24 protein-coding genes and 1 tRNA gene are annotated in these 26,813 nt (G+C 61.0%); 13 read left to right on the top strand and 12 right to left on the bottom strand.

The features are described 5' to 3' along the window. Window positions 1-352: 352 nt before the first annotated feature. The gene (locus VMJ11_RS29405; RefSeq protein WP_325624282.1) at window positions 353-1,402 is read right to left on the bottom strand and encodes a GSU2403 family nucleotidyltransferase fold protein; all 1,050 of its coding nucleotides are present in this window, start codon (window positions 1,400-1,402) and stop codon (window positions 353-355) included. Window positions 1,403-2,537: 1,135 nt separating this feature from the next. Further along, entirely contained in the window at window positions 2,538-2,843 is a 306-nt protein-coding gene (locus VMJ11_RS29400; protein ID WP_325624281.1) for a hypothetical protein, read from the bottom strand. A gap of 154 nt (window positions 2,844-2,997) precedes the next feature. Between VMJ11_RS29400 and VMJ11_RS29395 the strand changes: the two genes are divergently transcribed. Continuing rightward, a complete protein-coding gene (locus VMJ11_RS29395) occupies window positions 2,998-3,612 on the top strand; it encodes an IclR family transcriptional regulator (protein ID WP_325624279.1) in 615 nt (204 codons plus the stop codon). Here the strand turns inward: VMJ11_RS29395 and VMJ11_RS29390 are convergent. After that, on the bottom strand, window positions 3,607-4,311 hold the full coding sequence (locus tag VMJ11_RS29390) for a porin (RefSeq protein WP_325624277.1): 705 nt from the start codon (window positions 4,309-4,311) through the stop codon (window positions 3,607-3,609). The genes VMJ11_RS29395 and VMJ11_RS29390 overlap by 6 nt on opposite strands. A gap of 294 nt (window positions 4,312-4,605) precedes the next feature. On the opposite strand from VMJ11_RS29390, the gene VMJ11_RS29385 reads away from it, so the two are divergent. From VMJ11_RS29385 to VMJ11_RS29360, 6 genes are all read left to right on the top strand, one after another. Then, window positions 4,606-5,235: a hypothetical protein gene (locus tag VMJ11_RS29385; RefSeq protein WP_325624276.1), complete on the top strand. Its 630-nt coding sequence runs from the start codon at window positions 4,606-4,608 to the stop codon at window positions 5,233-5,235. A 610-nt stretch (window positions 5,236-5,845) separates the two neighbouring features. After that, a complete protein-coding gene (locus VMJ11_RS29380) occupies window positions 5,846-7,090 on the top strand; it encodes a hypothetical protein (RefSeq protein WP_325624275.1) in 1,245 nt (414 codons plus the stop codon). Beyond that, on the top strand, window positions 7,081-8,193 hold the full coding sequence (locus VMJ11_RS29375) for a hypothetical protein (protein ID WP_325624273.1): 1,113 nt from the start codon (window positions 7,081-7,083) through the stop codon (window positions 8,191-8,193). Before VMJ11_RS29380 ends, VMJ11_RS29375 begins: the two co-directional genes overlap by 10 nt. Before the next feature lie 37 nt (window positions 8,194-8,230). Continuing rightward, window positions 8,231-8,926, top strand: a complete 696-nt coding sequence (locus VMJ11_RS29370) for a hypothetical protein (RefSeq protein ID WP_325624272.1) — start codon at window positions 8,231-8,233, stop codon at window positions 8,924-8,926. 48 nt (window positions 8,927-8,974) lie between these two features. Then, a complete protein-coding gene (locus tag VMJ11_RS29365) occupies window positions 8,975-10,657 on the top strand; it encodes a CsgG/HfaB family protein (protein WP_325624270.1) in 1,683 nt (560 codons plus the stop codon). Window positions 10,658-10,765: 108 nt separating this feature from the next. After that, window positions 10,766-11,377, top strand: a complete 612-nt coding sequence (locus tag VMJ11_RS29360; protein ID WP_325624268.1) for a hypothetical protein — start codon at window positions 10,766-10,768, stop codon at window positions 11,375-11,377. On the opposite strand, the gene VMJ11_RS29355 is transcribed toward VMJ11_RS29360, so the two are convergent. Continuing rightward, complete coding sequence (locus VMJ11_RS29355) at window positions 11,370-11,924, bottom strand: hypothetical protein (protein ID WP_325624285.1); 555 nt, start codon at window positions 11,922-11,924, stop codon at window positions 11,370-11,372. The genes VMJ11_RS29360 and VMJ11_RS29355 overlap by 8 nt on opposite strands. 58 nt (window positions 11,925-11,982) lie before the next feature. Here VMJ11_RS29355 and VMJ11_RS29350 point away from each other — a divergent pair, with 58 nt between their 5' ends. Next, on the top strand, window positions 11,983-12,345 hold the full coding sequence (locus tag VMJ11_RS29350) for a winged helix-turn-helix domain-containing protein (protein ID WP_325624266.1): 363 nt from the start codon (window positions 11,983-11,985) through the stop codon (window positions 12,343-12,345). Between the two features lie 60 nt (window positions 12,346-12,405). Continuing rightward, window positions 12,406-12,753 (top strand): winged helix-turn-helix domain-containing protein, encoded by a 348-nt coding sequence (locus tag VMJ11_RS29345; protein WP_325624265.1) that lies wholly within the window; start codon window positions 12,406-12,408, stop codon window positions 12,751-12,753. Between the two features lie 67 nt (window positions 12,754-12,820). Here VMJ11_RS29345 and VMJ11_RS29340 read toward each other — a convergent pair whose 3' ends face one another. Continuing rightward, a complete protein-coding gene (locus VMJ11_RS29340; protein WP_325624263.1) occupies window positions 12,821-13,948 on the bottom strand; it encodes a porin in 1,128 nt (375 codons plus the stop codon). Between the two features lie 691 nt (window positions 13,949-14,639). Between VMJ11_RS29340 and VMJ11_RS29335 the strand changes: the two genes are divergently transcribed. From VMJ11_RS29335 to VMJ11_RS29325, 3 genes are all read left to right on the top strand, one after another. Beyond that, window positions 14,640-16,007 (top strand): transposase family protein, encoded by a 1,368-nt coding sequence (locus tag VMJ11_RS29335; RefSeq protein WP_325624262.1) that lies wholly within the window; start codon window positions 14,640-14,642, stop codon window positions 16,005-16,007. A gap of 396 nt (window positions 16,008-16,403) precedes the next feature. Beyond that, window positions 16,404-16,727, top strand: a complete 324-nt coding sequence (locus VMJ11_RS29330; RefSeq protein WP_325624260.1) for a DUF4148 domain-containing protein — start codon at window positions 16,404-16,406, stop codon at window positions 16,725-16,727. 406 nt (window positions 16,728-17,133) lie between these two features. Beyond that, window positions 17,134-18,177 (top strand): hypothetical protein, encoded by a 1,044-nt coding sequence (locus tag VMJ11_RS29325; protein ID WP_325624259.1) that lies wholly within the window; start codon window positions 17,134-17,136, stop codon window positions 18,175-18,177. On the opposite strand, the gene VMJ11_RS29320 is transcribed toward VMJ11_RS29325, so the two are convergent. After that, window positions 18,145-19,038 carry a LysR family transcriptional regulator gene (locus tag VMJ11_RS29320; RefSeq protein ID WP_325624258.1) on the bottom strand — a complete coding sequence of 298 codons (894 nt, stop codon included), beginning with the start codon at window positions 19,036-19,038 and terminating at the stop codon, window positions 18,145-18,147. The genes VMJ11_RS29325 and VMJ11_RS29320 overlap by 33 nt on opposite strands. A 212-nt stretch (window positions 19,039-19,250) precedes the next feature. On the opposite strand from VMJ11_RS29320, the gene VMJ11_RS29315 reads away from it, so the two are divergent. After that, window positions 19,251-20,378, top strand: coding sequence for an MFS transporter (locus VMJ11_RS29315; protein WP_325624284.1), 1,128 nt, complete (start codon window positions 19,251-19,253; stop codon window positions 20,376-20,378). 238 nt (window positions 20,379-20,616) lie between these two features. Here VMJ11_RS29315 and VMJ11_RS29310 read toward each other — a convergent pair whose 3' ends face one another. The 6 genes from VMJ11_RS29310 to fdhE form a co-directional block, all read right to left on the bottom strand. Next, the gene (locus VMJ11_RS29310) at window positions 20,617-20,913 is read right to left on the bottom strand and encodes a DUF6538 domain-containing protein (protein ID WP_325624256.1); all 297 of its coding nucleotides are present in this window, start codon (window positions 20,911-20,913) and stop codon (window positions 20,617-20,619) included. Window positions 20,914-21,177: 264 nt separating this feature from the next. Beyond that, window positions 21,178-22,431, bottom strand: a complete 1,254-nt coding sequence (locus tag VMJ11_RS29305) for a tyrosine-type recombinase/integrase (protein ID WP_325624255.1) — start codon at window positions 22,429-22,431, stop codon at window positions 21,178-21,180. 173 nt (window positions 22,432-22,604) lie between these two features. Further along, a tRNA-Sec gene (locus VMJ11_RS29300) sits at window positions 22,605-22,697 on the bottom strand. 42 nt (window positions 22,698-22,739) lie between these two features. Next, window positions 22,740-24,659 carry a selenocysteine-specific translation elongation factor gene (gene selB / locus VMJ11_RS29295; protein WP_325624253.1) on the bottom strand — a complete coding sequence of 640 codons (1,920 nt, stop codon included), beginning with the start codon at window positions 24,657-24,659 and terminating at the stop codon, window positions 22,740-22,742. Next, window positions 24,656-26,122 (bottom strand): L-seryl-tRNA(Sec) selenium transferase, encoded by a 1,467-nt coding sequence (gene selA, locus VMJ11_RS29290; protein WP_325624251.1) that lies wholly within the window; start codon window positions 26,120-26,122, stop codon window positions 24,656-24,658. The genes selB and selA overlap by 4 nt, the downstream gene beginning before the upstream one ends. A gap of 15 nt (window positions 26,123-26,137) precedes the next feature. Beyond that, the coding region (gene fdhE, locus VMJ11_RS29285) for a formate dehydrogenase accessory protein FdhE (protein WP_325624250.1) at window positions 26,138-26,813 on the bottom strand (676 nt) is incomplete at its 5' end.

Below are 26,813 nucleotides of genomic sequence, written 5' to 3'. Positions count from 1 at the left end.
CGATACTCCGCCGAAACAGGTTCGTTAGCCTACGGACCGACAGTTCGCCTCCGGTTACTCCCCACCCCGTCTCACGACGACGCAGTTACCTTCGGCTACGGAGCTGTGGCCAACTCCGGCAGGGACTTGCACCCTGCAAATGGCACGCCATCACGGGCGTACACTAAACCGCTTCCGCGGTAGAGGCTACGGTCCGACGCGACGGCAGTGTCGAGAAAGAAGAGTGCCTGTGGATTGCGCAAACAACCGGAACGACGGCATCCACACACGCAATGAGCTGTGACGGGATGGCATACAGCACCGGTGGTTGGCCATATGCGGTTCCGCGCCGATCGAAGCGCGGCACGGCGTGTCACGCACCGATGCTATCCTCAAACTCGAATAGTGCTCCCTCATGAGCCTCAAGCATGCTGCGTACATCGGGCAGCGCACGGCGAACCATCGGGCGCGCAGACCTCGGGAGATTCGAGCAGGCGAGCTCGATATCGCCGCTTCTGTGCTCGCCGAGCATCGCGAGCATCACGCACGCCTGCTGGATATCTTTCTGCGACTTGACCAACATGTTGGTGCGCAGGCGTGAAACGAGGATCTTGTGGATCGCGAAGCGTGCGGGGTCCGGCACGCGAACCGGCACCGCGCCGTGCCTTGAAAGCAGCGTGCCCATGTGGGACTGGCCGAGCAGGTAGGCGAGATAAGGCATGCCGCTCGCATGCGCACCGAGCTCTGGAACGGCGACGGTCGGAAATGTGTTGTCCTTCGAAGGCACAAGCAGATCGACGTGAAAACGCGTCCGACCCGCCTGCTTGAACGACGTGGACGGATCGCCCCTGTTGAACCCCGGCACCGGCACGAAGTCGATTCCCGTTTCTTTCAGGATTTCGAGCAGGCCGCCCGACGGCACACCCTGTAGCGCGAGCTGGCGGGCGCGCGCGATATCGATGTCCTCGGTCTCGTAGGCAAGCGCCTTGATGCCGAGGCTGTTGAGCAGAACCGCGTACGCGTGAGAGCCCACGAGCACCGCGCCGGCCTGGAAAAGTCCGTGATTGTGGAGGACCGCCATGGTCGCGTAGGTCTTGTTGTCGGCAATCTGAAAGCCGAGCTTCGCGAGTTCCCGGATGCGGCTGATGAGGTCTTTGGACTGCTCAATCTGAGCCATCACCGCAGCGACGCGCTCGTCGGCCGCCGGATCGCCCTTGGGTCCGCCAAGACTCTCCTGCTGCCGCTTGCCTTCCGCGTTCATGAACTGCCGGTAATAGTAGACAGCGTTCCCGCGATGGTGCTCGATGATCGTGCCCGGCGCGCCCACGAGAACCCGCCCCTGGCTGGCGGCCGCTTGCTCGACGTTCGCGTACTGGGAGCAAAATGCCTGGTCGTGTCGCTGGTAAAGAGGAAGTCCGTGCATGTCAGCGAATTGCAGTATTTTTTAGAATTTTACTGCAAAACGCGAGCTCATGATTGCAGTAATTTTATGAAAAATACTGCAATCTTCATCGGATCCCTCGGGACCACGAACCCCGCGCCTGTCTGATACGCCTGGCGATCGATACAAGGGCAGGCACAACTGCAGCCATCCTGGTGACGAAGGGGACCCGGTTCGGCCAGTTTGCATCGCTGGTGCATCTGCGCGACGGAGACAAGGCGTACTACGGTCAGGCGCTAAAAGTAGACACGGATTTGCGAAAGCGCTCGCGCCAATTCCCAAAGCGTCGGTTGCCCTGTGGTACCTAGCCCGAACCGCTCGTCGTCTTCTCCAGGATACAAGAAGCCGGTGTGCGTCTGCCCTTGAATGCAAAACGAGCGCAGCTTTGTGAAAGAGAACCGCGTTGTCACCCGGCGTGTCATCAGCGACACGCAGTGTACCGGCTCCGGTTGTTTGGACACGCTTTTTGCAGTTCAGGCGGCCAGCTTCATCAGCCGTTTCTGACGGGCTTCGAGGACCCAGCTTTTCAAGACTATCGGTGCCGATGTCCGATTGACCCGTATGCCGGGATCGCACTGAACCATCATTTCCGACAAACTCGTCCCAGATCAGCGATTCGACATGCAGTGCGGCGGATCGCGGGAAATTCGGCATGTGGATCAAAGGGGCGTCGGCGTCAACACTATCAAGGGCATCCGCAATCTGCATGCCCTTGTCTTCATGGTTTGGGCACAACGAAACGGCAGGAACCGGCTCCCCGCCGGGGTGAGTCAAACGCCTGATGCCCGGCCGCTGGCAAGGGCGGGGGCGCGTGGCCACGTTTCCAGCATCGGTCCCGGGAATATTGCCGCAGGAAAATCGGCGACGGCGCAATGCAGTTCGCGAAATGCCGGGCTCGTGGCAGTAGGGGTCAAAGGCAACGCCGAGGCGCTTGTCGGACTTGACCATCCAATGCGCGCTACAGGGCGGTCAAACGATTCAAAACGGCACACGCAGCTCTTTGATTGCCCCGTAGCTCGCGAAATATGCCCAACATTTAGGCACCTGCTCGGCGGGCGCTGAAAGTCCGACAGGCCCCTGGCGTGCCGCGAGGGCCGCAGCAGCCCGTTCTACCTCCTCACCTCTTCCACGCGGCAGGGCTTGCAGCGGGGTGAGCTTGCCAATGCACGATCGAGATGTAATACATCGAGTACTGCGCCGAATAGAAGCTCGATGATCCATACGGGTCGGCGGTGCCACTAATCAGGGGATCTTGCGGACTGTGCGTCGTCGACACTTCGCCATTCGCAAGCCGATAGCTGCCCAGCAGCCTGATCGATCCAGCTACGGCATCGCTTTGCGCAGACGTGTAGAACAAGGTGGGGGCTTCGATCGCGATGTCGCCGGACCAGACAGTGCGGTCGCGCTTGGCTCCATCGATCAACAGCGGCAGCGCGTTCGTATTCGCGGAAAAGTCGTTGAGTGCACTGGCTGTCTCCAGACTGTTGGCCTACAGCGAGGCGCCGCCGGCCGTGATCGCCAGGTTGCGGTAGGTGGGCTGGCTCGCGCGCACATTGAAGAATCCCGCGCTGCCGTAATTGGTCAGCAGTACCGATGACGCCCCGGAGGCGTCCAACCTGCCGAGACTCGCTCTGCGCGTTGCCCAGAAAACCGACGACACCGCGTTTCTGACCGTGCGGGCCGGCTACGACGCGGTGTGCGTGGATCGTGTCGAGGGCGGCTTCCCGATCAAGGTGCTGACTCTCGATGTCGGCGATCGCCGCCCGCTGGGTGCGGGCGCGAACGGCATGGCGCTGCTCTCGACATTGGCGGACGCCGACGTGGAACTGGTCGTGAAGAACAATTCCGAGCGGTTCAAGAACTATCCTGGACGCACGCCGTCGCGTGTGTTCGAGGAAGTCGAGGCCACACGCCGCCGTGGCTATGCGATCAACAATGGCGGCGTGATTCAGGGCATGTCGGCCGTGGCCGTGGCCGTAGTAAGCGCCACCGGCAAGCCTGCAATCGCCTCACTTGGGATTGCGGCGGTGACGGATCGCATGCAGCCCGAGCGGATCGACACGATCGCCGCCTGGCTGCGCTCGGAAGCGTCCGAGGTAAGCGCATGCGTAGCGAAGCTCACGGAGGGCCTGACCGATCAGGCTGCCGACCGGCTGCTCAACGACGTGACGCGCAGGCGGCGAGCTTTATAGCCTGGTTTGGGCGAAGGCGCGTGCGCAGAAGGCCGTCTGAATGCCGATACGCGCGATCGCCTGTGTCGCCGAGCCCAACTCGCCGTCGACTATACCCACGATCACCGCCTGCGCGCCGCTGTTCGCGCGCGGATAGACGCCCTGCGCGAAGACGAGCGGGCGCTTCGACAGCGAGTAGCTCAGTGCCGTGCGGACCTGATTCGCATGATTGTTCGAGAACGCCTCGTTGCCCTTCATGTACGTGCAGTTCGCGCCAAACGACAAGGCCACAGTGATGCGCCAGCTCGCGCCGGCTTCGGCCTGATAGACGTATGCACCACTCGCGCAGTTGCGCGCTGTCGTGTAGAGCGCGGCGCCGATCAGGTTGCGGAAGTCGTATTGCGCGCGCACGCCCCAGTTGCGGATCGGCACGAGCGGATCGGCGCTCGCCGCGCCGCCGTACTTGACCTCGGTGTACGCCACGCCGATGCCGAGCGGACCCGTCTCGTAGTTGAGCCCGAAACTGTTCGCGCTGCCAAACGAACCGATGACCTGCGATGAGCAAACTGAAAAATCGGGAGAGCTGTTCGGTGGACGCCATTTTGATCGAGAGATCATCACTTCGGGCAGATGGCCTTCCTGCAATTGTTCGCGCGCCTGCCCGAAGAACGCGAACTGCGACTTCGGCTGCGCCAGCAGGAGGCCAGGGGCGCCGCACACACGGCGATATGCACAATGGTCAGGGTCAGCATTGCTGCCACGCACCCCGCCATGTCCGCTACTCAGGTGTCATGCCCGGCGTCGCGCCGGCGAGGAAGTCGCCAGCAGGCTCCTGGAAGCGGGGAGCGTCCATCAGGAAGATCGGCGGATAACGAACAACTGGTTGCCAGTTTCGATGCCGCAGACTTTCAGAAAGTCTTTCGAAATGCCGTAAACAAGTGCGCGTGGATGACGCTCGTGTAACAATCGGTACCTTAAATTTTTGATCAAAACTACGTAGAGGATGTTCACCTCATGTCGAGCTTACGTTTGCATTTCTGGTCGATAACGGGGACTGTGATTGCATTTATTGTGTCGTTATGGATCAACCAGGAGGTGTTTTCACATACCTCATTTGTACGGGGCATCAACTGGGTATATCTTCCGTCCGGCATACGGCTCCTTAGCACTTTGCTGGTCGGTGTCGATGGTTTTCTGGGATTGCTGGCTGCAGGTCTGCTCGTCGATTTTCTGTATTGGTTTCCACACGACCCGGTACGTGCGGTCGCGGGAGCTGTCCTCGGGTCGTTGGCGCCCTATCTGGTCTACCGGCTCGCACTGGAGTATTACGAATTGCGCGCGGCGCTAACGAATCTGACGCCGAAGCGACTTCTTGCTCTCGCCGTCGCCTATTCGGTAGCGAATCCGCTGTTTCATCACCTGTGGTTTGCGCTGACTGGTGCGACGATAAACTGGTTCGAGAGCCTCTTCAGCATGTTTGTAGGCGATCTCACTGGCGCGCTGATCATGCTGTATGCGATGAAGGGCATTTTGACCTTGTTGCCACAAGGGCCCGGCAACTCCCGCATTTCGAACGGCATGTTCCGCATTCAAGTGGCGTTGAACAGCGCTTATAACAACCAGTCCGCACGCCAGGCTGCGTGAGAGGAGAACGGCCTCAGCGGCAGCAATTTCCGGCGGACGGCTCGAAGGCGGACGGACGCGCGCCCGGATCAGACTATCTCATGAACCGTCGCTAACGGCGCGACAGAGAACGGGTTTGAAGGTCGGAGCGGCGCCCGCGCTTACACAGGCGGCCGCCGTTCGTGCATGTGCCGGGGATGAACCGGCCTTCGCCGCGATCGGCCAGGAGGCACCGCTCCAGCCTGCTTGCGTCCCCCCTATTTCGCGCACCGCCGATGTGCCGAACGCTCAAATCGAACGGGTGGTCGACTACACAGACACGGAGCTCCGCGCCGCCTTTGACAGGCTCGGGCTCCTCGATGACTGGCCATTCTGATCACTATTTTCGTTTAACTCCCCCGCGGCGGACAGATTCGCAGTTGCGATCGATTTTCGGTTTAGCGTAAGCGGCTCCCCCTGCGCCCCCTAAAGTTTCATCAAAATCTGTCGTTACCCCACTAGCGGCTGAGCGTGTGTTGCTTTGGCTACATCGCTATATTTTTTATAGCGTTTTGATCAAGTCAACACGGAGCTTCCGCATACCGGGTCACGACTATGTCGACCCAACCGATGTCGAATAACGCCTCACAACATGACAACTTTGGACATTGCAGCTCGCATTCACGCCAGATTCGCATCACGCGTAGTGCACACGACTGGCGCGGCGCTACGCCGCCTGGTCTGCAGCGCCGGAATCGGCGCTGCGGTTTTTGCATCGCATAGTGCAATCGCAGCTCCGGAAGGCACGATCTACTTTGCGGGTGTCGCCTATACGAGCAACGACTCGGACATCGCGCGCAGCTACCCGCATCTTTCGATAGAACTGACCGGTAACGGCGCGGTAGCGCTGAACAGCCGGATCAGAAGCCTGATCCAAGGGCAGACACTGCCCGAATCGATCGCTTTCGACTCTCTCGGTTCGATCAATGATGCATCGAAAGCCACCGCATTGGCGTTGGCGCTCGACGGGGAAACGACCTCGGTCGAACACATAGGGAATGTCTACAAGCTGCGCACGGAGATTTCCGGCGAAGCGCTGTTCTTCGACTTCAAGGAAAAGCAGGTACTGGGCGGCTTTCCGTTCACTATCGACTACATCGACGTCAGCTCGACGCCGCCAGGCGATGCGGACATTCGAAAGGCGTTTCACGAAATGATCGTCGGCGCGCCGAACAGGCACGACGTGGCCAGCGAATTCGTCAAGGTACTGGAACGCTCGCAAGTGCCCAATGCAGCCAACAAACATCTGCGCGTAACCGTTTCGACACTTGGCCCGAAGGCTGTCGAATACATTCAACAAGTTGCCCCGCAGTTGGACCAGGCGGCTTTCACGCAAGAGGTTGCAAGGGAGTTTGGCGAGTACCTGGGCGCCAATCAGCAGCTCTCCATTCTTCCTTATGGCAGCAATCAGGCCATCGGCAAATCAATGGCCGCCCGATTCATCGAGGGCGACGCAGTCAGTCTGAAGATACCGGACGCAGACTATGAAATTCATCTGAACGTGGCCGGCTTCAAGAAATTCGAGCAGTCCCGCTCCAACGTTGATGCACTGCTTTTGTATGGCGCTTTCGTCGACGTGGACGTACTCGAACCGCTCTCACAAAAAGTCTACTTCTCGCAGCGGATCAAGCAGGGCGAGTCCAAGACGATTCCCTTGACGCAGGCATCAGTGGACGACTGGTCTCTTTCAACGGACACGCTGCTTAGTCTGTTCGACAACTTCACCAAGGCCATGTCCAACTCCCGGAGTGCCTGGTTGAATTCAGGACTGCCGGATAACCGGCAGGCTCGCGATCAATTTTCATCTCTCGAGGAACTAGTCAAGTCATGTCGATGAAACCGTGGATCAGCAGCGCGCTTGCGGCTGGATTGTGCATCAGCACCTTCTCCGCTTGGTCCGGAACTGTTTCCGAAAAAGGAATGGGCAGCGTCACCTATACAGGCTGGTCGCTGAGCGCATCCGACCGGCAGGAAGCCATCAAGAAGGCCGAAGTGAATGCGCTTGAGCGATACATTGCCGATGCCGATGCAGCGAAGTCGCGCATTTTCGACGCGAAGAAGGACAGCATCGTCTCGCACATCGACGATTACATTCTGGGAAGCACGACGCTGAACGAGCAGCAGGACAAGGACGCCAAAACGTATAGCGTCGTGATACGCGCCGACGTCAACAGCAACAAGCTGATGAATGACCTCGGAACGGGCTCGACGTCGGCGGCGGACGCGTCGGCGAGCGGCCATGGCAGCATGACGTTCCTGTTCCTCGCGCGAAGCCAGAGCAGCGTGCAAAGCTTCGACGACCGTGTCACGAAGCGTGCCGACACGGACAGCAACTTCTCCCAGCGCACAAGCGAGGGAGAGTCGATTCACGCAGGCAATATCGGCACGTCCGACAGCAAAAGCGTTCATACCAGCGCTAGCGTGACGACAGGCGGAAGCACCCTTCGCCAGGCCGACAAGGTGAACTGGAGCGTCAGTAACGCCAGCGAGGTCGACAGCCAAATGACGGGCGTCTTTTCGGACGCCGGTTACAACGTGGTCGAGGCCGATCAAGTCGAAGGCGCGAGCGGCGGACTTGTCAACATCGCGCGCATCCGAACCGCCTATAGCCACGGAAATGACCTGCCCTCCAACGTGATGTACGACACCACGCAAGGCGCTCAGCGCGCCGGCGTGAACTACCTCGCGCTTGGGACACTGGATGTGGGCATGGCCGACCGCGATCCCGTCAGCGGCAACATGCGGGTGTTTGTGGTCGTCACCGGCAAGGTGCTCGATGTCCAGGGCCGCTTCGCGCGCACGCTGAGCTCCATTGGCCCGATTCAGTACGCCGGGCTCGGACCGGACGCTTCGGTCGCACGGATCAACGCGCTCAAGGAGGCTGCGGATCAGACCGCGCATCAAATGATCGACCAGCTAAGCAGCAAAGGCATTCACTAACCATTCGTTTCAGTCACCACTCAATAGGGAAACAATCATGAAACCGGTCAAGGCGCTCGTTATCGCCAATGTCGTGGCAGGCCTCTTCGCAACCACTTCGGCATACGCGTTCAGTCTTTCTTCCGTTTCTTCCGCGATCGGCGGTTCGTCGTCGAGCGGTTCGTCGTCCGATGCGGCGACCGACAACCTCGCGTCGCAGGATGCTCTGGTGAAAGCCTTCGTGGCATCCGAGATCGAGGTGCTCACGGCCCAATCGCTGCTGGAAAAGGCGTACGGCCTGAAAGATGACGCTGCAGCTTGCGACGCCCAGGTGAAGAGTCTGCAAAGCGACGGCGTCGATTCCGATACGATCAAAAAGACTGTCGATTTGTCGAACAAGGCGAATGCAGTGATTGCCGAACGGCAGAGCAAGGGCGCCTCGCTCTCTGATGAAGAGAAGCAATACTACATTCAGAGCCTTCCGCACTTCGCGAAGGGGATCATCGGGACGCATGACGTGGTGAGCAAGGCCGCCACGTTCACTGCCGGTCTCAAGAATGCAGGCTCGAACGTCGGTAGCCTGCTGTCCATCGGGACGTCGAAGCTCAAGTCGGGCTTGTTCATCGCCGAGTCCACGCCGGCCTACTCGAAGAATCTTTTTGATGTCTTCCGCAAGACCGTGACCATCGGCCAGAGCAATGGCGTGAAGGTGCCCGCCGACGCGACTTCCGCCCTCGGCGGCCTCGACGGTTGAACGAGGTATCCCCCGCGTTGCGGGGGAATACTTTTTCCACGAATATCCATGATATCTCCTTCGATCAAAGTCACTTGCGGCGTTCTGGCAGCCGCCATTTCGCTCGCGGCCTGCCAGAAAAAAGCAGCCGACAACGAAGCGGCCTCCGCGCCGGCTGCTTCGGCCGTGCAGCAAGCCGCTGCCACCCCGGCGTCTGCGCCGCTCAGAGCCAAGCCGGACTTCGGCGGCGTGACGACCCAACACGTTGAAGTCGCAGCTACCGGCCCAACGCTGGAAGCGGCCGTCAACAACGCGATCCGGCTCGCCATCGAGCAGACCAACGGCAAGCGTATCGACGCCGCCTCGTTGCAGATCGGCACCGGCGCTTCCGCGAACGGGGCCAACGTTTCGTCCCCGGGTTTCGCTGAAGCCGTTGCAACCGCCACTTCGGGTGCCGTGTCGCATTTCCAGATCCTTTCGCAACGGCAGATCAGCACGCCGACCAGCACGGATGAGGAAAGCCTGAAGGCATCGCAAGGCGAAAGCTGGAACAAAGGCGACGTGAATGCATCGAGTTCATCCAAAACTTCGGTCGCCCAGCAAGCCGAATTTTCGGGCAGCAACGATTCCACCCGCGTGGATGCAAGCGCGTCCGGCGATGCATCGGCGAGCAAGTCCGACAAACTGAAGGGCTCCTGGGATCAGCACCAAGGCGCCCAACAGGTCGACTACGACAAAAAACACGTTGACTACGTTACCCAATGGGAAGTCCGCATCGGCGCCGATGTGGCAACCTATCGGGAATCCGAGGCAGCGAAGCTGACGAGAGTGGTCGTCGCGCAGCCACAGGTTCATGAGGCAACATACCAGGTTGGCGACAGTGTCATCCCGTCCGACACCATCGCAGCCGAAGTGCAGTCGAAGATTTCCGAAGCACTGACGCAAACGCATCGCTTTACCGTGCTGGATCGTAATGCGGATGCCGAGATCAATGCGGAAATCAGCCGGATTCAGGCGGGCAATACTACGCCGGCCGACACGGCGCGGCTGGGCCAGCAATTGGCAGCCGATCTGATCGTTATCCCCACCATCAATCGCTTCGAATACGTTCGCCACGAGCATAAGCTCGAAATGGCCGATCGTACGCTGGTGAGTTATTCCGGTGGCGGCGAAGTTGCGTTCCGCGTCGTCAATGCGGTCACCGGGCAAATGGTGATGTCGCAGTCGTTCAAGTATGAGTTTCCGTCCGCGGCGCCGACAACGCTTGGTGTGTCGGTCGAAGGCAAGAAACTCGCCTCCGGGATGATGGATTCGATGGATCACAGCATTGTCGCTTCGATCCTGCAGAGCAGCTACCCGCTGTCGGTCGTCCAGGTGCAGGGAAAGAACGTCGTCATCAATCAGGGCGGCGACGCCGTGCAGGAAGGCGCGACCTATCAGGCTGTGTCGCTCGGCAAGCCGATCATCGACCCACAGTCGGGGCAATCGTTGGGGCCGACGGAAACGCCTTGTTGCAGCGTGCAGATCGATCGCGTGAGCGCCAACCTGTCCTACGGTCACATCGTCGAAGACGGTATTCAGATTCCTGCTCCGTTCACGCCAGGCAGCATGGAGCTGCGCGCCCAGGTAGCTGCAACGGCACCGAAAGAGGCAAGCGCGCCGGGAAGCACGCGTGTTGTCGCGCTCCATGTCAAAAAACGGCATGCGTCGGAAAGCGGCAATACGTCCTCGAACGACGATTCGAATTGGTAATCTGAGCAGGCTCTAGGGAATGTCGGCTCGGCCGACATTCCTTGTAGCGGATGCTTTCCGCTACAACGCTTGCTAACACGGCACGTTAACGTTATATTTTATATAACAATGAACCTGAGAGAAATCGTTGGTGTGGGCGAGACTGTTCTGCCCGACCAGTTGACCCCGTTGCACCAACCGGCCGGTCGCGTTCCCGGCCCGTGGCTCGCGTGCTATCCGTTCTTTCAGGACGAATTGCGCTGCGGCGAGACCACGTTCGGGGCATTACCCGAAAGCGCGAGACAGTTGGCCCTCAGTCGTACGACCATCGATGTAGCCGAGCAAGCCGCCGCATCAAATATTCTCGACAGGGTCTGCGTGTCTTTCATCGAACTTCCGACCCATTCCGTGGACGAGATCGTCCAGAGTTATCTGGGTAATCAGGAAGCGAACGGACACGCGCGAGGAGACCACCACACCACCTTGCGCGAAAGCCTCGCGCCGCAATCTCGGATGACCGACTACCCGGGGATTGCAAGGGGGCCCTGCCTGCTTCGCCCCGGGCGTCACATATTCCTCGATGGCTGGATGCGATTCCTGTCGTATCGTTCGCGTGGCGATCGGACAATCCCGCTGCTCGCGATTGACTGGCTGGACTTCCATCATCGGTTGAGCGGGTTGCTGCAAGACGCTGCCAGGACGACGACTATACCGACTGCTGCCTCACCATCGTTCAATTGACCGGCCGACTCGGTCTCGGAAGCAGCGCGAGAATGGCCTTCACGACATACAACATGATGAGCGCACCGGTAAGATCGCCCGCGCACATCATGAGAAAGCTTTCGACGAGGTTGTGCGTGTTCCCTTGCAGCGCGAACCAGATGTGATGCAGCAGCGGATTCGAAATCGAATACGCGAGCGCCAGTACGAGCAGCCGCTTCGGTGTGAGATTCGTCAAGGAGGCATGCAATCCATACCACTCTCTTGCTAGGCGGTAGACCGCATAGGGTGCGACCGTTGCGATAATACCGCCGGCAAATGAGCGGACCGGGTCATGCGGAAAAAAGTAGAAGAAGTCAACAAGCCAGCTCGCAATCAGCAGGCCAATCGCACCGTCTCCACCAAAGAGCAAGGTGCTCAGAAGTCTGACGCCTGATGGCAAATAGATCCAGTTCACCCCGCGCACAAATTCAGTGTGCGTGAACACCTCTTGATTAATCCAGAGAGAAAGGATGAACGCGACAGCCGTACCCACCACTAACAAAAAATGTAAACGTAAGCTAGACATTAGCGAAAATGAAATTGGGTTTGAAAATGTGAGGAAGTCTTGCACCTGAAATGAGCTCATGACACGTCCAGCCGATACCTATCTTCGTTTTTTGCAGCTGATCGAAGCGCAGCCTGGTCCGCCTGAGTTGGCCCCGCTCGATCCACTTGAAAAAAAGATTCTCGAAGTCGTCGCACGCGCATTCCAGAACAAGGACCGCTTGTCCGTCAAAGACATGATGGGTCACAGTGAACTCGGTTCGCCGGCAACACTTCACACGCGCGTTGCATCTATGTGCGCCAAGGGATGGATTGCCCTCAACGACACGGAAGACGTACGACGCAAGCAAATCGATCTCACGTCTGAGGCCCTGCTATACTTCGAAAAATTGTCCGAATCCGTGCTTCAAGCCATGAAGCCAGCGTCCTCCCATTCGTTTTAATTGGCCGCGCCATCGCTCGCGCGTCGTTGAGCGAGCGCCATCCTATGCGGTGCGCGAACCATGAAACGTCCAGCCGACATCTATCTCCGATTCCTGCAACTGACCGAAGCACTCCGTGGCCTGCCCACACTGCCTACGCTCGATCCGCTCGAAGAGAAAATCCTCGAATTCGTCGCGCGTATAACGCAGAAGAATGAGCGGCTTTCGGTTCGGGATATGATGGCTCGCAGCGAGTTCGGCTCGCCCGCCACACTCCATGCCCGCATCACGTCGATGCGCGAAAAAGGCTGGCTCACGCTGGGCGACACGGAAGACTCGCGCCGCAAACAGATCGAACTCACGCCTGCCGCCCTCAAGCATTTCGACAAGCTCGCCGAAGCGCTTGCGAAAGCCGCAAAGGGGGCCTAAACCTCCGCAATATTTCGTTTGAACCGACAAGTCCGATTGTCGGATTTGTCCACGCCCACATCAGCAGTTAGAAGAAGTTTCGCAGGCCAAGAGCGATTCCTGTCTGGTTGCTGCGTCCTGGCAACTCAACTTCCGCACCACCGCTCACCTTGTTGAAGTCGACGGTGCCGTATACTTCGGTGCGCTTCGACAGTGAGTATTCCGCTAGCGCGACGACTGTGTAGCGATTGCCACTCGCCAGTGCGCCGACTGTGGTCGTCGCATTTCGCATGTGATCGTAGTAGAACGCGCCGGTCAACAACAGTGGACCGATGGCCTTCCACGATACCCCGGCAAACGGTCCATCGTCGGTGCGATCCGTGTTCTTCAACTGGCTGATGTCGGGAATCGGCTGTTCGGCGAGCGACGCATCGACGATGCCAGTATTGTCGCGCGAGCGCATGTAGCCTGCGTAGATTTTCGTGTCGCCGTACGTATAGGCCAGATTCGCATGAAAGAGCGTCTGCTTGTTGTTCGAGTTGTCGCTCACCTGCTGCATGCCGCCCCCCACATTCAGCGGGCCGTGCGCATACGACGCAAGCAGGGCATACATGGTGCCCGCGCCGAGATGGCCAGGAATCTGGCCTGAGAAGCCACCTGCACCCGTTGACTCGTAGTTGCTCCCGAACGAATAAAACGCGCCGACGTATACGTCCCGAAACTCGCCAGCGTATTTGATCGCATTGTCTGCGGCGAGACTCGCACCTAGTGCATACGGCAACCACGAGTTTTCCGGATAGTTGGCGTATGTCAGCGGGTCATAGGTGCTGATGAGCTTGTCGAACAACGGCGTATTCTGGCGGCCGAAGGTCAGCGTACCGTACTGGCTGGCAAGGCCGACGTAAGCTTCGCTGTCGAAGAGCCGGCTCGAGTCGCCCAGACTGCCGTTCTGCGGGTTGAAATTGTTTTCGAATTCGAAGACTGCCTTCATGCCACTGCCAAGGTCTTCCGTGCCACGCAGCCCGAAGTGACTGTTGATGACTGCGCCGTTAGTCATGAACAGCCTGCCGTTGTTTTCCGCATCGTCATTCGTCAGATAGCGGATGCTGATGTCCGTCATGCCACCCAAAGTCACCGAACTCTGAGCCGACGCGTACTGATACACCAACGCAACCGTAATGCCACCAATAGTGGCGGCAATTCTGCTGTGTTTCAACTACCATCCCCGAATCGTTCTGTGGAAGCGTGGCTTCAATGCAGCCAGATATGTAGCACGGCCCCCCTGTAGCAGGGAGCGGCGATTCTAACTTGATGAGGTCCGGTTATCAGACCTGAACCGCGCCGGGTTTGTCGGAGACCGCCGAGTTTGGCGCTACGCCGCGCGAGCGGACAGCGCCAGGTTCCGATTGTAAGCCTCCTCTGCTTACTCGGTGCCACCGGTGCGGGGCGCCCTACAGCCTCCCTTTGAGGGTAAAGGGAGCTAGCAACGACTGCACATCGACGTATTGCCCCTGGAGCATAAGCAGTCTTGCGTGGAGGACCGTGTTTTCGAGAACCAGCTTGGCTGGTGCTCAACAGGTCAGCCGTCGAAAACCGGCAAATCTAGTTGTCGCCACCGGCGCATTGACTCAAGATTTTTGTTACCGAGCTAGGCTCGTTGCCTCAAGTATTTTGCTACCTGTCAGACGGCTGACGGGGACGACTTATGGCGAGGCGGCTCAGCATGACAACACGAAGGGAATTGACCGAAGCAGTCGGCGAGCGGTATCGCCGTTCTGACCGGACGGAGAAACGCCAGATCCTGGCCGAATTCATTGAATTGACGGGCTATCACCGCAAGCATGCGATCCGGGTGCTGTGCCGGGAGCCGCAGCCGCCAAGGGCGAAGCCAGGCCCGCAGCCACGCTATGACGGTGATCACGCTGTGGGAGGCTGCTGACCGGATCTGTGGCAAGCGGCTGAAGGCGCTCATCCCGACGCTGATCGACTCGATGACACGGCATGGCCATCTGTCGCTATCGAGGGACGTGCGCCAACGGCTGAACCAGATCAGCGCCGCTACCATTGACCGGCTGCTGCACGATGTGCGCGAACAGGCCTTCTCCGGCCAGCGCCGACGCGCTGGCGGAATCGGCAATGCGATTCGCCGAGCCGTGCCGGTCCGGACCTTCAACGACTGGAACGATCCGCTGCCCGGCTATCTCGAGATTGATTTCGTCGAGCATTGCGGTGGCACCAAGATCGACGGCGACTTCGCACACAGCCTGGTAATGACGGATATTGCGACAGGCTGGACTGAGTGCCTGGCCATGCCGCTTCGCAGCGGCTCATTCGTTCTGGAGAACATCGAGTGCGTCATCCCTGCGTTGCCGTTTCCGCTACGCGGCCTCGATTGTGACAACGATTCTGCCTTCATGAACGCAGCCGTCTTTGACTTCTGCAAGGCAACGGGTATCGAACTGACGCGCTCGCGTGCGTACAAGAAGAACGATCAGGCGTGGGTCGAGCAAAAGAACGGCGCCATCGTGCGCCGCCTCGCTGGCTATGGCAGGCTACGCGGCCTCGAAGCCACGGCAACCCTTGCCTCCCTTTATCAGGTGTCGCGTCTGTACATCAACTTCTTCCAGCCGTCCTTCAAGCTGAAATCGAAGACGCGTAACGGTGCGAAGGTAACGAAGCGCTATGAAACGCCCCTGACGCCGCTTGAGCGCGTCCTGCGTTCGGCGTCGGTGCCGGAGGCAACCAAACGCAGACTACGTACTCAGTTTCGTGCGCTCGATCCCGTGGATCTACTGCGTCGAATGCGCGAGGCTCAACAGCGCGTCGCCGAATGTAGCGCTTCCGGTGGAGTACCGACGGAGATCAGGAGAGCCAGCGAGGTGCCGCTCTCAGACTTTCTGGCAAGTCTTGGGACAGCCTGGCAGGCCGGCGAGATCCGCCCGACACATCGCCGAGAAGCGCGTGTCCCACATGACTGGCGCACTCGCGAGGACCCGTTCGAGCATACTTGGCCGAAGATACAGCAATGGCTCGAAACCGAGCCCGGCATCACGGCAAAGAAGCTGCATGAGCGTCTCATGGCGATGGCTCCCACCATGTATTCCAGCGCCCAGCTGCGCACCCTGCAGCGCCGTGTCAAGGCGTGGCGATCGAATAGAGCGAGGGAGTTGGTGATCCGAATACTCAGCGATGCGGACGCGGTGAAGGCTGACGCTGCTACGCAGCGTCAGCCTTCACCGCAAAAGCATTCAACCGTGACAATTACCCGGGAGTAACATCATCCCGTGAGGCAACACGCCGGCAGAAGTAATTGTCGCCGGACAGGGGTCCTGTGCTTCCACTTCCCGTAGCATTTCAACAAGCGTTTCCGTGCTCACTTCCATGGCGGCTCCACAACGTCGGTAAGGACCAGCATAGCTAGACTGCGTCATCCAGCAGTCTCAGACTACCGGTTCCAGACGCGGCCGTCCAGTCTGAATGGTGCGAAATTACGCCGTCGTCTTTAAGCCGCCGACTTACCCACGGGAGTTCGTACAGGCCCGCATCTCAACCGGCGCCGCGCGCGCAGGCCATGCATAAATTACTAAATTAACTTTCATCTGCGTGCTGTCAATACGACAGCGTGGTCCGCGTAAGCTGCATTCATCAATTTCCCCGACGGAGAATCCACCGTGAAAACTTCTCATCGTGCCGCTATCGCTAGCCTGTTGGCCGCCGCGCTCGGCGTCCCGGTCGTTTCGTATGCACAGGCCGATGCTCCCAAGACTCGCGCGCAGGTGCAAGCCGAACTGGTCCAGCTCGAAAACGCAGGGTACCACCTGGACGGCGGTGACGCCGCGACTTATCCGGCGAAACTGCAGGCCGCCGAAGCCAAGGTAGATGCGCAAGAACAGCAAGCCGCCACGAGTTACGGCGGTACGTCGAACGGAGCGTCGCAGGCTGGTGGCAGCCGCGTTTCAACTGCCGACTGGAACACGATGTATAACCACCCGTGATGCCCAACCACCTAAGGTGCAGTCACGCAGTTGCTGCGTGCGGGCTGCAGCAGAAAGACAGCCTTCTGCTGCTTCTGGTTTGCGTCGTCACGACAGGCGTTTTCGGACAAAGCAATTTTCCACTGCCGTAATGGGCGCTTCCGCCCATCGCGTGGGGCGCCGCCCGGCGTCAAAAGTTCCTCAACAACCTGAAGCAGCAAGAAGACAGCCGGCTTCGACATTTGCAAACCGGCCGTCGGACCGCGTAGACCATGGTGCGTGGTGCTGCACCATCCCGATGGTCGTCGTGGATAGACGGGTTCAAGAGTTACGAGGAGCTCGGGCGCTATGCTGGCATGACTGCTCACTGGGAGGAAGTCCATCACAAGCGGCTTCTCGCCGATGGCATGTTGATTCGGGGTAAGAGTTGCCGTCCTACGTAAGCGAGAAACTGCTTGGCTATATCTCTGGCTTCTCGGTGGTGGCGAGTCAGTTGAGTGGCTTTGAGTCGCCTAATATCCGCGAAGCCATCGCCAACAGGGAATACACGAACCATCAGACGCAGATGCAGAACGCGCAGCAGATCGTCGACTTTCTCAGCGGCAACGCGATCGGCGGCGGCGTTCCGGACAAGGAGACCACTGTCGGCTTCTACACCTGGATGAAGCGTGAGGTAAAAGCGCTCTACGCCAACTCGTTCCAGCTCGCCTTCGAGGTCGCCAAAAAGGCCGAGCGCGCGTTGCAGAATGAACTTGGCGATCCGTCGCTGAGCTACATCGGATTCAGCTATCTCGACGGCATTGAGGGGCTGCTGGCTGGCGAGAAGCTGCTGTTCGACGTGAAAACCATGGAGATGGCCTACCACGACCTGAACCAGCGCGAGTATGAGCTCACCAAGCATGTCAGTCTGCTGCAGGTTGCCCCACTCGCACTGGTCCAGCTCCGCGCCACCGGCTCCTGCCTTTTCACTCTCCCGGAGGAGCTATTCGACCTCGATGGGCCGGGCCATTATTTCCGGCGCATCAGGTCTATCGGCGTGACCCTGCCCTGCGTCGCCGGACCCTTCACCAGCGCGAACTGCACCCTTACCCTTCAAAAGAGCTCAATCCGGACTACGGCCGACCTCGGCACGGGATATAGCCGCGAAGACTTCAAGCGCTTCGGGGCACTCCGCGGTTTCCTCCATCGAGGCTTATTCGACGCCTGCCGACACGCGCGGAGGCACCGTCACATTCCTGTGGCCGATGGCAGGCATCGAATAACCCTTAACGGTTACCGACTCATGCGTAGCGCAAGCGCGCTGCGGCGGACCGGCTCATCGCCCCCGCCTAGGACGATCGACGCGCTGGTTGCTGGACGTCCAGTCAATCACGCGAACCGGCCGTTGCAGACGGACCGCAACCTACTGTCGCATTTCGTTTTTCGGGATTCGTTGACGTCACCCACGAAAACGCAATGCGTCCACGACTAACGAGAACGCCGGAGAAGGCTGTCGTCGACTCGGATAGTAGAGGTGGTATCCGGCAAATTTCGAGCACCAGTCTTCCAGCACGCGCACCAGCCGCCCGGCGCTGACATGAGCCATCACCTCGTCTTCTGGCAGCAGGGCGATGCCCAGGCCGACGAGCGACGCTTCCACTTGCGGCGGCGTGGTGTTGAAGACGAGGGGCCCGTCCACGCGCACGTTGACCTTGCGGCCGCGCCGTTCGAAGTCCCACACGTACAGGCCGCCGGAAGTCGGCATGCGCTGGTTGATGCAACGATGCTCCGTCAGGTCCCGGGGCTGCTTCGGCGCCGGGTGGGCTGCGAAATACCTGGGTGATGCGACCACCGCCATGCGCAGCGCTGGCCCGATCGCGACGGCGATCATGTCCTTGTCGATCGTGCTGCCAATACGCACGCCGGCATCGAAGCGGTCGGCCACGATGTCGCGGAACCCGTAGTTCACGTCGAATTCCACCGTGACGTCCGGGTAGTCCTGCAGCAACGGCGCGAGCCTCGGCAGCAGGATACTTTGCAGCACGTGATCGCCACAGGTAATGCGGACCGTGCCGGCCGGCTTGTCCCGCAGCTCTGTCAAGGCATCGAGCTCGGATTCGATCTCGTCGAAACGCCGCCCGATGGCCAGCATCAGGCGTTCACCGGCCGCCGTCGTCGACACGCTGCGCGTCGTCCGCGTCAGGAGGCGAATCTGCAGCCGCTCCTCCAGCCCGCGGATGGATTGGCTCAACGCCGATTGCGTAACTCCCAGACTCGCTGCGGCGCGCGTGAAGCTGCCCTCCCGCGCGACGGTCACGAACCCCAGCAGGTCGTTCAGGTTCCTCCTTGCCACGATCCCATCCTCCAATTCATTAGCCAGGCTACTAAATGCATTCAGGTTTCATTATCTAGTAGGGCACCCGGGTCGTCTCCATAATTTGAGACATGACTAAAGCTCCACCGACCCTCGCCCCCCAAGTCTGCAGCAAGCCGCTGCCAGCACAATCGCGTGTCGCCGCTGCTACCGGCGACCAACAACCGAGTCACTGGAGTGGCGTGTTCGCCATGGCCCTGTGCGTCTTTGCACTGATTGCATCGGAGTTCATGCCGGTCAGCCTGCTCACCCCGATCGCAACGGATTTGCGCGTAAGCGAGGGCGTGGCCGGTCAGGCGATCGCCGTGTCCGGCGCCTTCGCTGTCTTGACGAGCCTCCTGCTTCCGGCGCTGTCGTGGCGGATGGATCGCAAGACTATCCTGCTGTGTATGACCGCTTCCATGGCCGTGTCCGGCGCCCTGATCGCTTCGGCGCAGGGTCTTGTGATGTACATGATGGGCCGCGTCCTGATCGGGGTGTCCGTCGGCGGCTTCTGGTCCATATCCGCCGCTACGGCCATCCGGCTCGTGCCAGCGTCGAAGGTCCCGCGCGCGCTGGCAGTCTTCAACAGCGGCAATGCGCTCGCTACGGTCATCGCCGCACCGCTGGGCAGCTTCATTGGCTCGCTGGTCGGATGGCGCGGCGCCTTCTTCGGTCTCGTGCCCGTCGCAGTGCTCGTCTTTGCCTGGCAATGGGTGAGCCTGCCGTCGATGCGGGCAGACGCGCCAGCTCCCGGATCGCGCAACGCACTGCGTCTGCTGGCGGATCCGCTGGTGCTGCTGGGGATGGCTGCAGTCGGTCTTTTCTTCATGGGGCAGTTCGCGCTCTTCACCTATGTGCGCCCCTTCCTGGAAACGACGACGAACACCAACGCCTCGACCGTCTCGCTGGTACTGCTCACGATCGGGGTGGCAGGCTTCATTGGCACCGCCGTCATCGGCTGGTTCCTCTCCCGCAACCTGTATCGGACCCTGGTTGCCATCCCGCTCGCGATGGCCGCGGTGGCCGTGGCGCTGGTGCTGTTTGGAGAACAAACCGCCGCTGCTGTTGGGCTGCTGGCCGTGTGGGGGTTGCTCGCGACCGCGGCACCTGTCGGCTGGTGGAGCTGGCTGGCAACAACGCTGCCGGAAAGTGCGGAGGCAGGTGGCGGGCTGATGGTCGCTGTGGTCCAGCTGGCTATTGCACTGGGCTCGACGGTGGGAGGAGTGCTGTTCGATGTTAGCGGTTACGCGAGCACCTTCGGCTTCAGCACGCTCCTTTTGGTGTCTGCGGCGGCGCTAGCGTTAGCGACGGCTCGCAGCAGTCGCCGGGTAAAGTGAACGTCCAGCTGGAGAAGATCCCCTTCGACAGACTGGAAGGCTTGCTTCAGGCGCATCCGGAAGCAGGCGTGATATGGAGGAGCTGCAATGGAACTGAAACGCCCAGGAACGCAACCGTCCCGGTTGTTCAGCAAATTTCAGCAAAGCACTGCTCCGGCGGACACGGTGACGCCATTCTAAGGCAGCGCACCATCCGCCCCGAGCACGCGATAAACACACGGACTCAATTTCAATGTGCTTATTCGCGCGGACTTAACGCCCTCGCCCGCGTCCATGCGCCCCCCGTAGGCGTGGGTATCTCGTCGGCTGTGAGAGAAGGCGCTGCTACATCGGCGGCAGCGTGTGTGTGGCGCAGGGCTGACCATTCCGCATCGAGGCGTGAACCTTCTAGGCGGCACAGGCGTTTCGCGTCCTCAAGGTTGGACGTGCCGAGGGCTTTCGTTACTTCGGACTTGCCGAGGATGGAGACGAGATCTGAGGGTACGCGACGGCGAATGTAATACCGGGAACCGCGCTTGATGAGGTGGGTACACACGGCGTAATCATTGCTCGCTGTTGTAGCATCCACAGGGACACGGAGCCGCGCCACAAATGACTAGCGGGCCCGAAGGCCCGCCAGACAGGGAGAAATACTGGTCGGGGCGAGAGGATTTGAACCTCCGACCACCTGCACCCCATGCAAGAGCCATGTTCCGCACAAAGATGAAGTCCCGTGTCAACGCCCGCCCTCCAGTACCTTCAATGAGAGATTGCAGGAAGCCAGTCGAATGGCCGGGCTTTGCGCGCGTTCGAACAGCAATCATGCGGCAAATGCTTGTGATACCGCCGACGCCATTTGCCCGATGTTTTCCTGGCCTTTGCCGCAATACCTTCCCCAGTCTTCCATCATCTGGCGGCGCCGCTCAAGCTGGTCGCGGCGCCGGTATGCCGCCACCGTCTGCGAAGTGATGATGTGAGCCAAGGCTTCTTCCGCCAGCGAGTCCGGGTATTCCGTGCATTCTGCCACCCAGTCGCGGAACGTCGATCGGAAACCATGTACTGTGATCCCATGCCTTGACATGCGTCTCAGAAGAATAAGCATCGCCATGTTCGACAACGGGTGCCCTTCCTTGCAGCCCGGAAACAGATACCCGTATTTCGCCTTGGGAAGAGCACTGCGGACGATTTCGAGGGCTCGCTCACAAAGCGGCACGCGAAGCGGACGACCACCTTTCGTACGATCGCCGGGAATTGTCCAGACACGGTTGTCCAGATCGAATTCCTCTGGCCGCGCAAAGCGCACCTCGTTCGTGCGAGTTGCCGTGAGGATGAGCAGGTGCAGGACCCGCGCTGCGCGCCGGGGACGTTGCTCCAGTTCGCGCACGAATCTCGGGATATCTTCCCAAGGCAACGCAGGATGATGCCTCACTTGCGACCGCTTCTTTGATCGCGGCAAGACGAGTTGCAAATGGTCAACGTACCGTGCCGGGTTGCTGCCGGTGCGATGGCCCAGCACAGTCTCGGCGTCGAGGATGGCCTTGATGCGGCCGCGCACGCGGCGCGCGGTCTCCGCCTTTTTCGTCCAGATCGGCTGGAGAATCCGCACGATCATCGCGGTATCGATGTCGCGCACCCGGACTTCGCCGATCACCGGATATGCGTATGTTCTGAGCGTGTTTCCCCATTGCTGGACGTGCTTGCGGTTTCGCCACTGAGGTTCCTGTGCGCGGATAAACGCTTCAGCTGCCTCACGAAATGTCACGTTGGCCTCCGACGAGATATCGAGCAACTGCCTACGCTGCTGTTCACGTCGCGCAAGGATGGGATCAATCAGGTCTTTGACCATGTCACGATATCCGGCGGCCAGTTTCCGCGCCTCGCCAAGCGAGACTCGCGAAAGCGGACCGAGGCCCATCTCCCGCACGCGCCCGTTAAGCTTGAAGCGAAACACCCACGAGCGCGCGCCACTGCCCGCGATCTGCATGTAGAGGCCGCCGCCGTCGGCGTAATGGCCTGGTGCCACCTCTTTGGCGACCCGAAGCGCGCTCAGCCGATGCAACTGTCGTCCTGCCATGTTGCCCTCCCTTCCTACCCACAAAACCCATGCCGCTACCCATACTTCGTGCGGAAATTGTGCGGGACATTACTGGAAGCAGCAAGCACGTCGTTACCCATAAACTTCTTTAAAATCAGCAACCTGGAGGATGTCTGCGGAAGATATTGGATTGCCCGGGAAGCCTTGCCGGGCGGAAGGCAGCCGGAGTCGAACCGACCCGGGAGCGGCTGACGCCCCCAACCGGGTTTGAAGCCCGGCCGTACCACCCGATACGAATGCCTTCCTTTGACCAACCACACTGCAATTGCAAGCACACACGCATGTGCCTACAACCATTCGCGCATCCGGCTATCGAGCCGTAACAGATGCCTGTCGCGCTGGAAGCGAGTATATCCAACGCGATCGAAGAACTCCAGAATCTGGATCGCGCGCTTGCGGCCCAATGCCGTGACGTCGCGAAACGCAGCAGCGCTCACGGCATCGCCCTGCTCCGCCGCGATCTGCGCAACGATACGCGCGAGCGTTTGCACCACGTCGCGCTCGTAAAAGAGATCGCGCACGACCTGGTAGACCATGCCGAGCCGCGCGAGCTTGCGCAGCAACGCACGTACCGTTTCTTCGGGCTGCCGAGTTTCGCGTGCGAGGTCTCGCACCCACGGAGGATCGAAACGCCCCTGCGCGATCAACGGCATCAGCCGCGCCGCGAGCGCTTCGTCTTCGGCATCGAGTTTCACCGCGTGCGAAGGCAGGTGCAACCACGGTCCGCTGCGCGCCACTGTTCCCTCGGCCACCAGCGCGTCGATTGCGGCACGCCACACGCTGTCGCTCACGAGCGGCGCCGCCATGCGCCACAAGCGGGCCGCGTCCGGGCCTTGCTCGTCGGGCGAGCGCGCATGAAACTCGGCGAGCGTCTCGCCGATGCGCGCCATGAGCCCGCTCCAGTGCGCGCGTGCGATCACCGTACCTGCATCGTCGCGACCCTGCGGCGCGATTGCCATCGCATCGTCGGGCAAATCGAGCGCAGCTTCGTCGTAACCAGTCAGCTGCATCAACGTCGTGCGCGATATGCCGCGCGGCGCTTCTTCGATCAGCGGTGCGAGGCGGGCTTCGTCGAGCCACGTGTGCAATGCATCGAGCCATGCCCTGCGTTCGGGTGTGCGCCGTCGGCGCGACGGACCGAACGGATCGAGTACGCGCCCGCCGCCCACGGTCCGGTTCGCCTGCGCGTTGCGAACGATGAAACGGTCTCCGGGTAACGCCTGCAACGGCGTGTCGAACACGAGCTGCACGCGCGCGGTATTCCCCGGCGCCAGCGTCTCGCCTTCGAGCAACGCAACGTTCGCAACCCGATGCGTCGTGCCGAGATGCACATGAAGTGGCGACCAGTGCTGCAACGTGATGCCCGTATCGCCGAGCAGTTGCAGTTCGACATCGAGTCGCGTGGCCGGCTCGGCAAGTCGCGCATCGACAATCCAGTCGCCGCGTGCGATCTGTTCCTTGTCGATGCCGGTGAGATTGAGCGCGCAACGCTGGCCCGCGTGGCCTGTTTGCGCCGCGCGATTCTGCGCGTGCAGGCCGCGCACGCGCACCGGCACGCCGGCGGGCGCAAGCACGAGTGAATCGCCCGCCTGCACGCGCCCCGCAAATACGGTTCCGGTGACCACGGTGCCCTGACCCGTCAACGTGAACACGCGATCCACCGCCAGACGAAAGAGGCCATCGTCGCGCCGCGCCCGCGATGCGATCGCGCGCTCGCGCAGCCACGCATCGAGGCGCGCCACGCCTTCGTCGTGGGGCTGTGTCGCCCGAGTTTCGAAAACCGGTGCGTGCGCAAGCATCGTATCCGCGAGCCACGCGGCAATCTCGGCACGCACGGCGTCGAGCCGCGCCGCATCCACGCGATCGGTCTTGGTCAGCGCAATCGCACCCTCGCGCACGCCCAGTATCTGCAGGATCGCAAGGTGCTCGCGCGTCTGCGGCATCACGCCGTCGTCTGCGGCGATCACGAGCAAGGCAAGGTCGATACCGCACGCACCCGCCGCCATCGTGTGCACGAGCTTTTCGTGGCCGGGCACGTCGATAAAGCCAAGCACGTCGCCGTTGGCAAGCGGCAGATAGGCATAACCAAGCTCGATCGAAATGCCGCGCGCCTTCTCCTCTTTCAGGCGGTCGGTATCCACGCCGGTCAGCGCGCGGACCAGCGTCGTCTTGCCATGATCGATGTGGCCAGCCGTCCCTACGATCACAGGCGCAGCTCCGCGAGTTGCGCCACGAAGGCCGCTTCGTCCGCCGGTTCGAGGCAACGCAGGTCCAGACGCAAGGCGTCGTCGGCGATACGGCCAATCACGGGCCGCGGCAGGCCGCGCAACGCGCGCTCGAGCTTCAGCAACGCACGGCCGCTGCCCCCCTTGCCCGAGTGGCGCGCGACGAGCCCGCTGCTCGGCAGCACATCCACGGGCAGCGCGCCGCTACCGATTTGGCTGAACATCGGCTCGACGCTCACGGCGTACGTTTCCTCCAACGCGCGCTGCAACACGGGTAGCACACGCTCCGCGGTTTCGTGCATCTGCGCGGCGGGACGCGTGAGCAGGCGCAGCGTGGTGAGGCGCTCCTGCAGGAATTCGGGCGCTTGATAGAGTCGCAGCACCGGTTCGAGCGCCGCTAGCGTGAGCTTGCCCACCCGCAGCGCACGCTTGAGCGGATGCTTCTTGATCTTGGCGATCAGCTCCTTGCGCCCGACGATCAGGCCCGCCTGCGGGCCGCCGAGCAGCTTGTCCCCGCTGAAGGTCACGAGGTCCGCGCCCGCTTCGACGGTCGCGCGCACGGTGGGCTCGGCGGGCAGCGCCCACTGCGCGAGATCGACGAGCGTGCCGCTGCCGAGATCGACTGCCACGGGCAACCCGTGCTGCCGCGCCAGCGGCGCGAGTTCGTCCAACTCCACGCTTTTCGTGAAGCCGCTGATCGCGTAGTTGCTGCAATGCACTTTCATCAGCAGCGCCGTGCGCGCGTTGATTGCTGCTTCGTAATCCTTAAGATGCGTGCGGTTCGTCGTGCCGATCTCGCGCAGGCGCGCGCCCGCGGCGCTCATGATGTCGGGTATGCGAAAAGCCCCGCCGATCTCGACGAGCTCGCCTCGCGAAACGACGACTTCCTTGCGCGTCGCGAGTGCGCTCAACAGCAGCAGCACGGCCGCGGCGTTGTTGTTGACGACGGTTGCGGCCTCCGCGCCGGTCAGCTCGCAGATCAACCCGTCGATGAGGTCGTCCCGGTCGCCGCGCTTGCCGCTCTCGAGATCGAATTCGAGGTTCGCGGGTTGCGTGAGCGCCTGCACCACGGCCTTCACGGCTTCCTCGGGCAGCAGCGCGCGGCCCAGATTCGTATGCAGCACCGTGCCCGTGAGATTGAACACCGGGCGAAGGCGGCTTCGCGCGCGCTCAGCAAGGCGCTGCCCGGTGGCCTCGAGCAAGCGTTCCAGCGCGAATGGTTCGGAGTGCCCCGGCGCACGCACAAACGCGCCTGCCTGCGCATCGCGCCGCCATGTGTCCTGCGTTGCGCGTATGGCGTCGAGCACCTGGGTGCGTCCGTACTGCGCGATCATCGGTTGCGCGAGCGGCGACGCAATCACGCGCTCGACGGCCGGCATCTTCGCCAGCAGCGCATTGAGCGCGCCTGCGTCTCGCTGCGTTGCCTGCCCCACGGTTTCACTCATGTCTTGCGCGGCTCCTCACTGGTCCCCGGGCACTTCAGGCCAAAGCAGCGGATTCGGGCTCGCACGACGATAGCCCGCATCGCTCATCAACAGATCGAGCGTGAGGCTCGCGAGGTCGTCGGCGAGCGGTTCGAAGTCGAGGTCCTTCTCCTGATAGCCGATCTTGCGATACGTATGGCACTCGTCGCACGATTCGGCCTTGAGTGCGGCGTTGCCGCCGTCGATCCCTTGATACGCAATGCCCTTGGTCGAATCGCAGTTCGTGCACTTCACGCGCACCACGTGCGCCTCGGTGCCGCACAGCGCGCATTGCGTGTAGCGATAGCCCTGATACGCGCCGCCCACGCGCACGATGCTGGCCACGGGCGGCGAGCCGCACACGGGGCACACGCCGGGCGCATCGACGTAGGGCACGTCCCGCACGTCGATGCGGCTTGCCAGGTCGGTCCACACCACCTGCAGCTCGGCCATGATGAACGGCGCGGTGGCGGGCGCGATTTCGCTGTAGCGCTGTGCGAGGATCGCATCGGCCTGGGCGTCGAGCTGCGCCTGGTCCATGGCGCGCAATGCGTCGAGCACGTTTGCGAGCGCGGGCGTGACGGCGCCCGCGGCTTCGATGCGACCGGCGAGGCGGTACAGCACCTCGCGCCATTGCGGATCACGCTCGCCCCCAAGCGCCGGTAGGATCGGC

This window comes from Paraburkholderia sp. (assembly GCF_035501035.1).
In the GTDB taxonomy this organism is placed as follows: Bacteria; Pseudomonadota; Gammaproteobacteria; order Burkholderiales; family Burkholderiaceae; genus Paraburkholderia.
Note: the sequence above shows the minus strand (reverse complement) of the source record. Positions and strands in the feature narration are given on the sequence as shown.

Bases quoted from the DNA above. Each gene is read 5' to 3' on its own strand.
- VMJ11_RS29350 (WP_325624266.1), top strand. From the start codon at position 11,983: ATGACACGTCCAGCCGATACCTATCTTCGTTTTTTGCAGCTGATCGAA.
- selA (WP_325624251.1), bottom strand. From the start codon at position 26,122: ATGAGTGAAACCGTGGGGCAGGCAACGCAGCGAGACGCAGGCGCGCTC.
- VMJ11_RS29365 (WP_325624270.1), top strand. From the start codon at position 8,975: ATGATATCTCCTTCGATCAAAGTCACTTGCGGCGTTCTGGCAGCCGCC.
- VMJ11_RS29405 (WP_325624282.1), bottom strand. From the start codon at position 1,402: ATGCACGGACTTCCTCTTTACCAGCGACACGACCAGGCATTTTGCTCC.
- VMJ11_RS29335 (WP_325624262.1), top strand. From the start codon at position 14,640: ATGACGGTGATCACGCTGTGGGAGGCTGCTGACCGGATCTGTGGCAAG.
- VMJ11_RS29305 (WP_325624255.1), bottom strand. From the start codon at position 22,431: ATGGCAGGACGACAGTTGCATCGGCTGAGCGCGCTTCGGGTCGCCAAA.
- VMJ11_RS29360 (WP_325624268.1), top strand. From the start codon at position 10,766: ATGAACCTGAGAGAAATCGTTGGTGTGGGCGAGACTGTTCTGCCCGAC.
- VMJ11_RS29315 (WP_325624284.1), top strand. From the start codon at position 19,251: ATGGCCCTGTGCGTCTTTGCACTGATTGCATCGGAGTTCATGCCGGTC.
- VMJ11_RS29370 (WP_325624272.1), top strand. From the start codon at position 8,231: ATGAAACCGGTCAAGGCGCTCGTTATCGCCAATGTCGTGGCAGGCCTC.
- VMJ11_RS29345 (WP_325624265.1), top strand. From the start codon at position 12,406: ATGAAACGTCCAGCCGACATCTATCTCCGATTCCTGCAACTGACCGAA.
- VMJ11_RS29385 (WP_325624276.1), top strand. From the start codon at position 4,606: ATGTCGAGCTTACGTTTGCATTTCTGGTCGATAACGGGGACTGTGATT.
- VMJ11_RS29355 (WP_325624285.1), bottom strand. From the start codon at position 11,924: ATGTCTAGCTTACGTTTACATTTTTTGTTAGTGGTGGGTACGGCTGTC.
- VMJ11_RS29380 (WP_325624275.1), top strand. From the start codon at position 5,846: ATGACAACTTTGGACATTGCAGCTCGCATTCACGCCAGATTCGCATCA.
- VMJ11_RS29375 (WP_325624273.1), top strand. From the start codon at position 7,081: ATGTCGATGAAACCGTGGATCAGCAGCGCGCTTGCGGCTGGATTGTGC.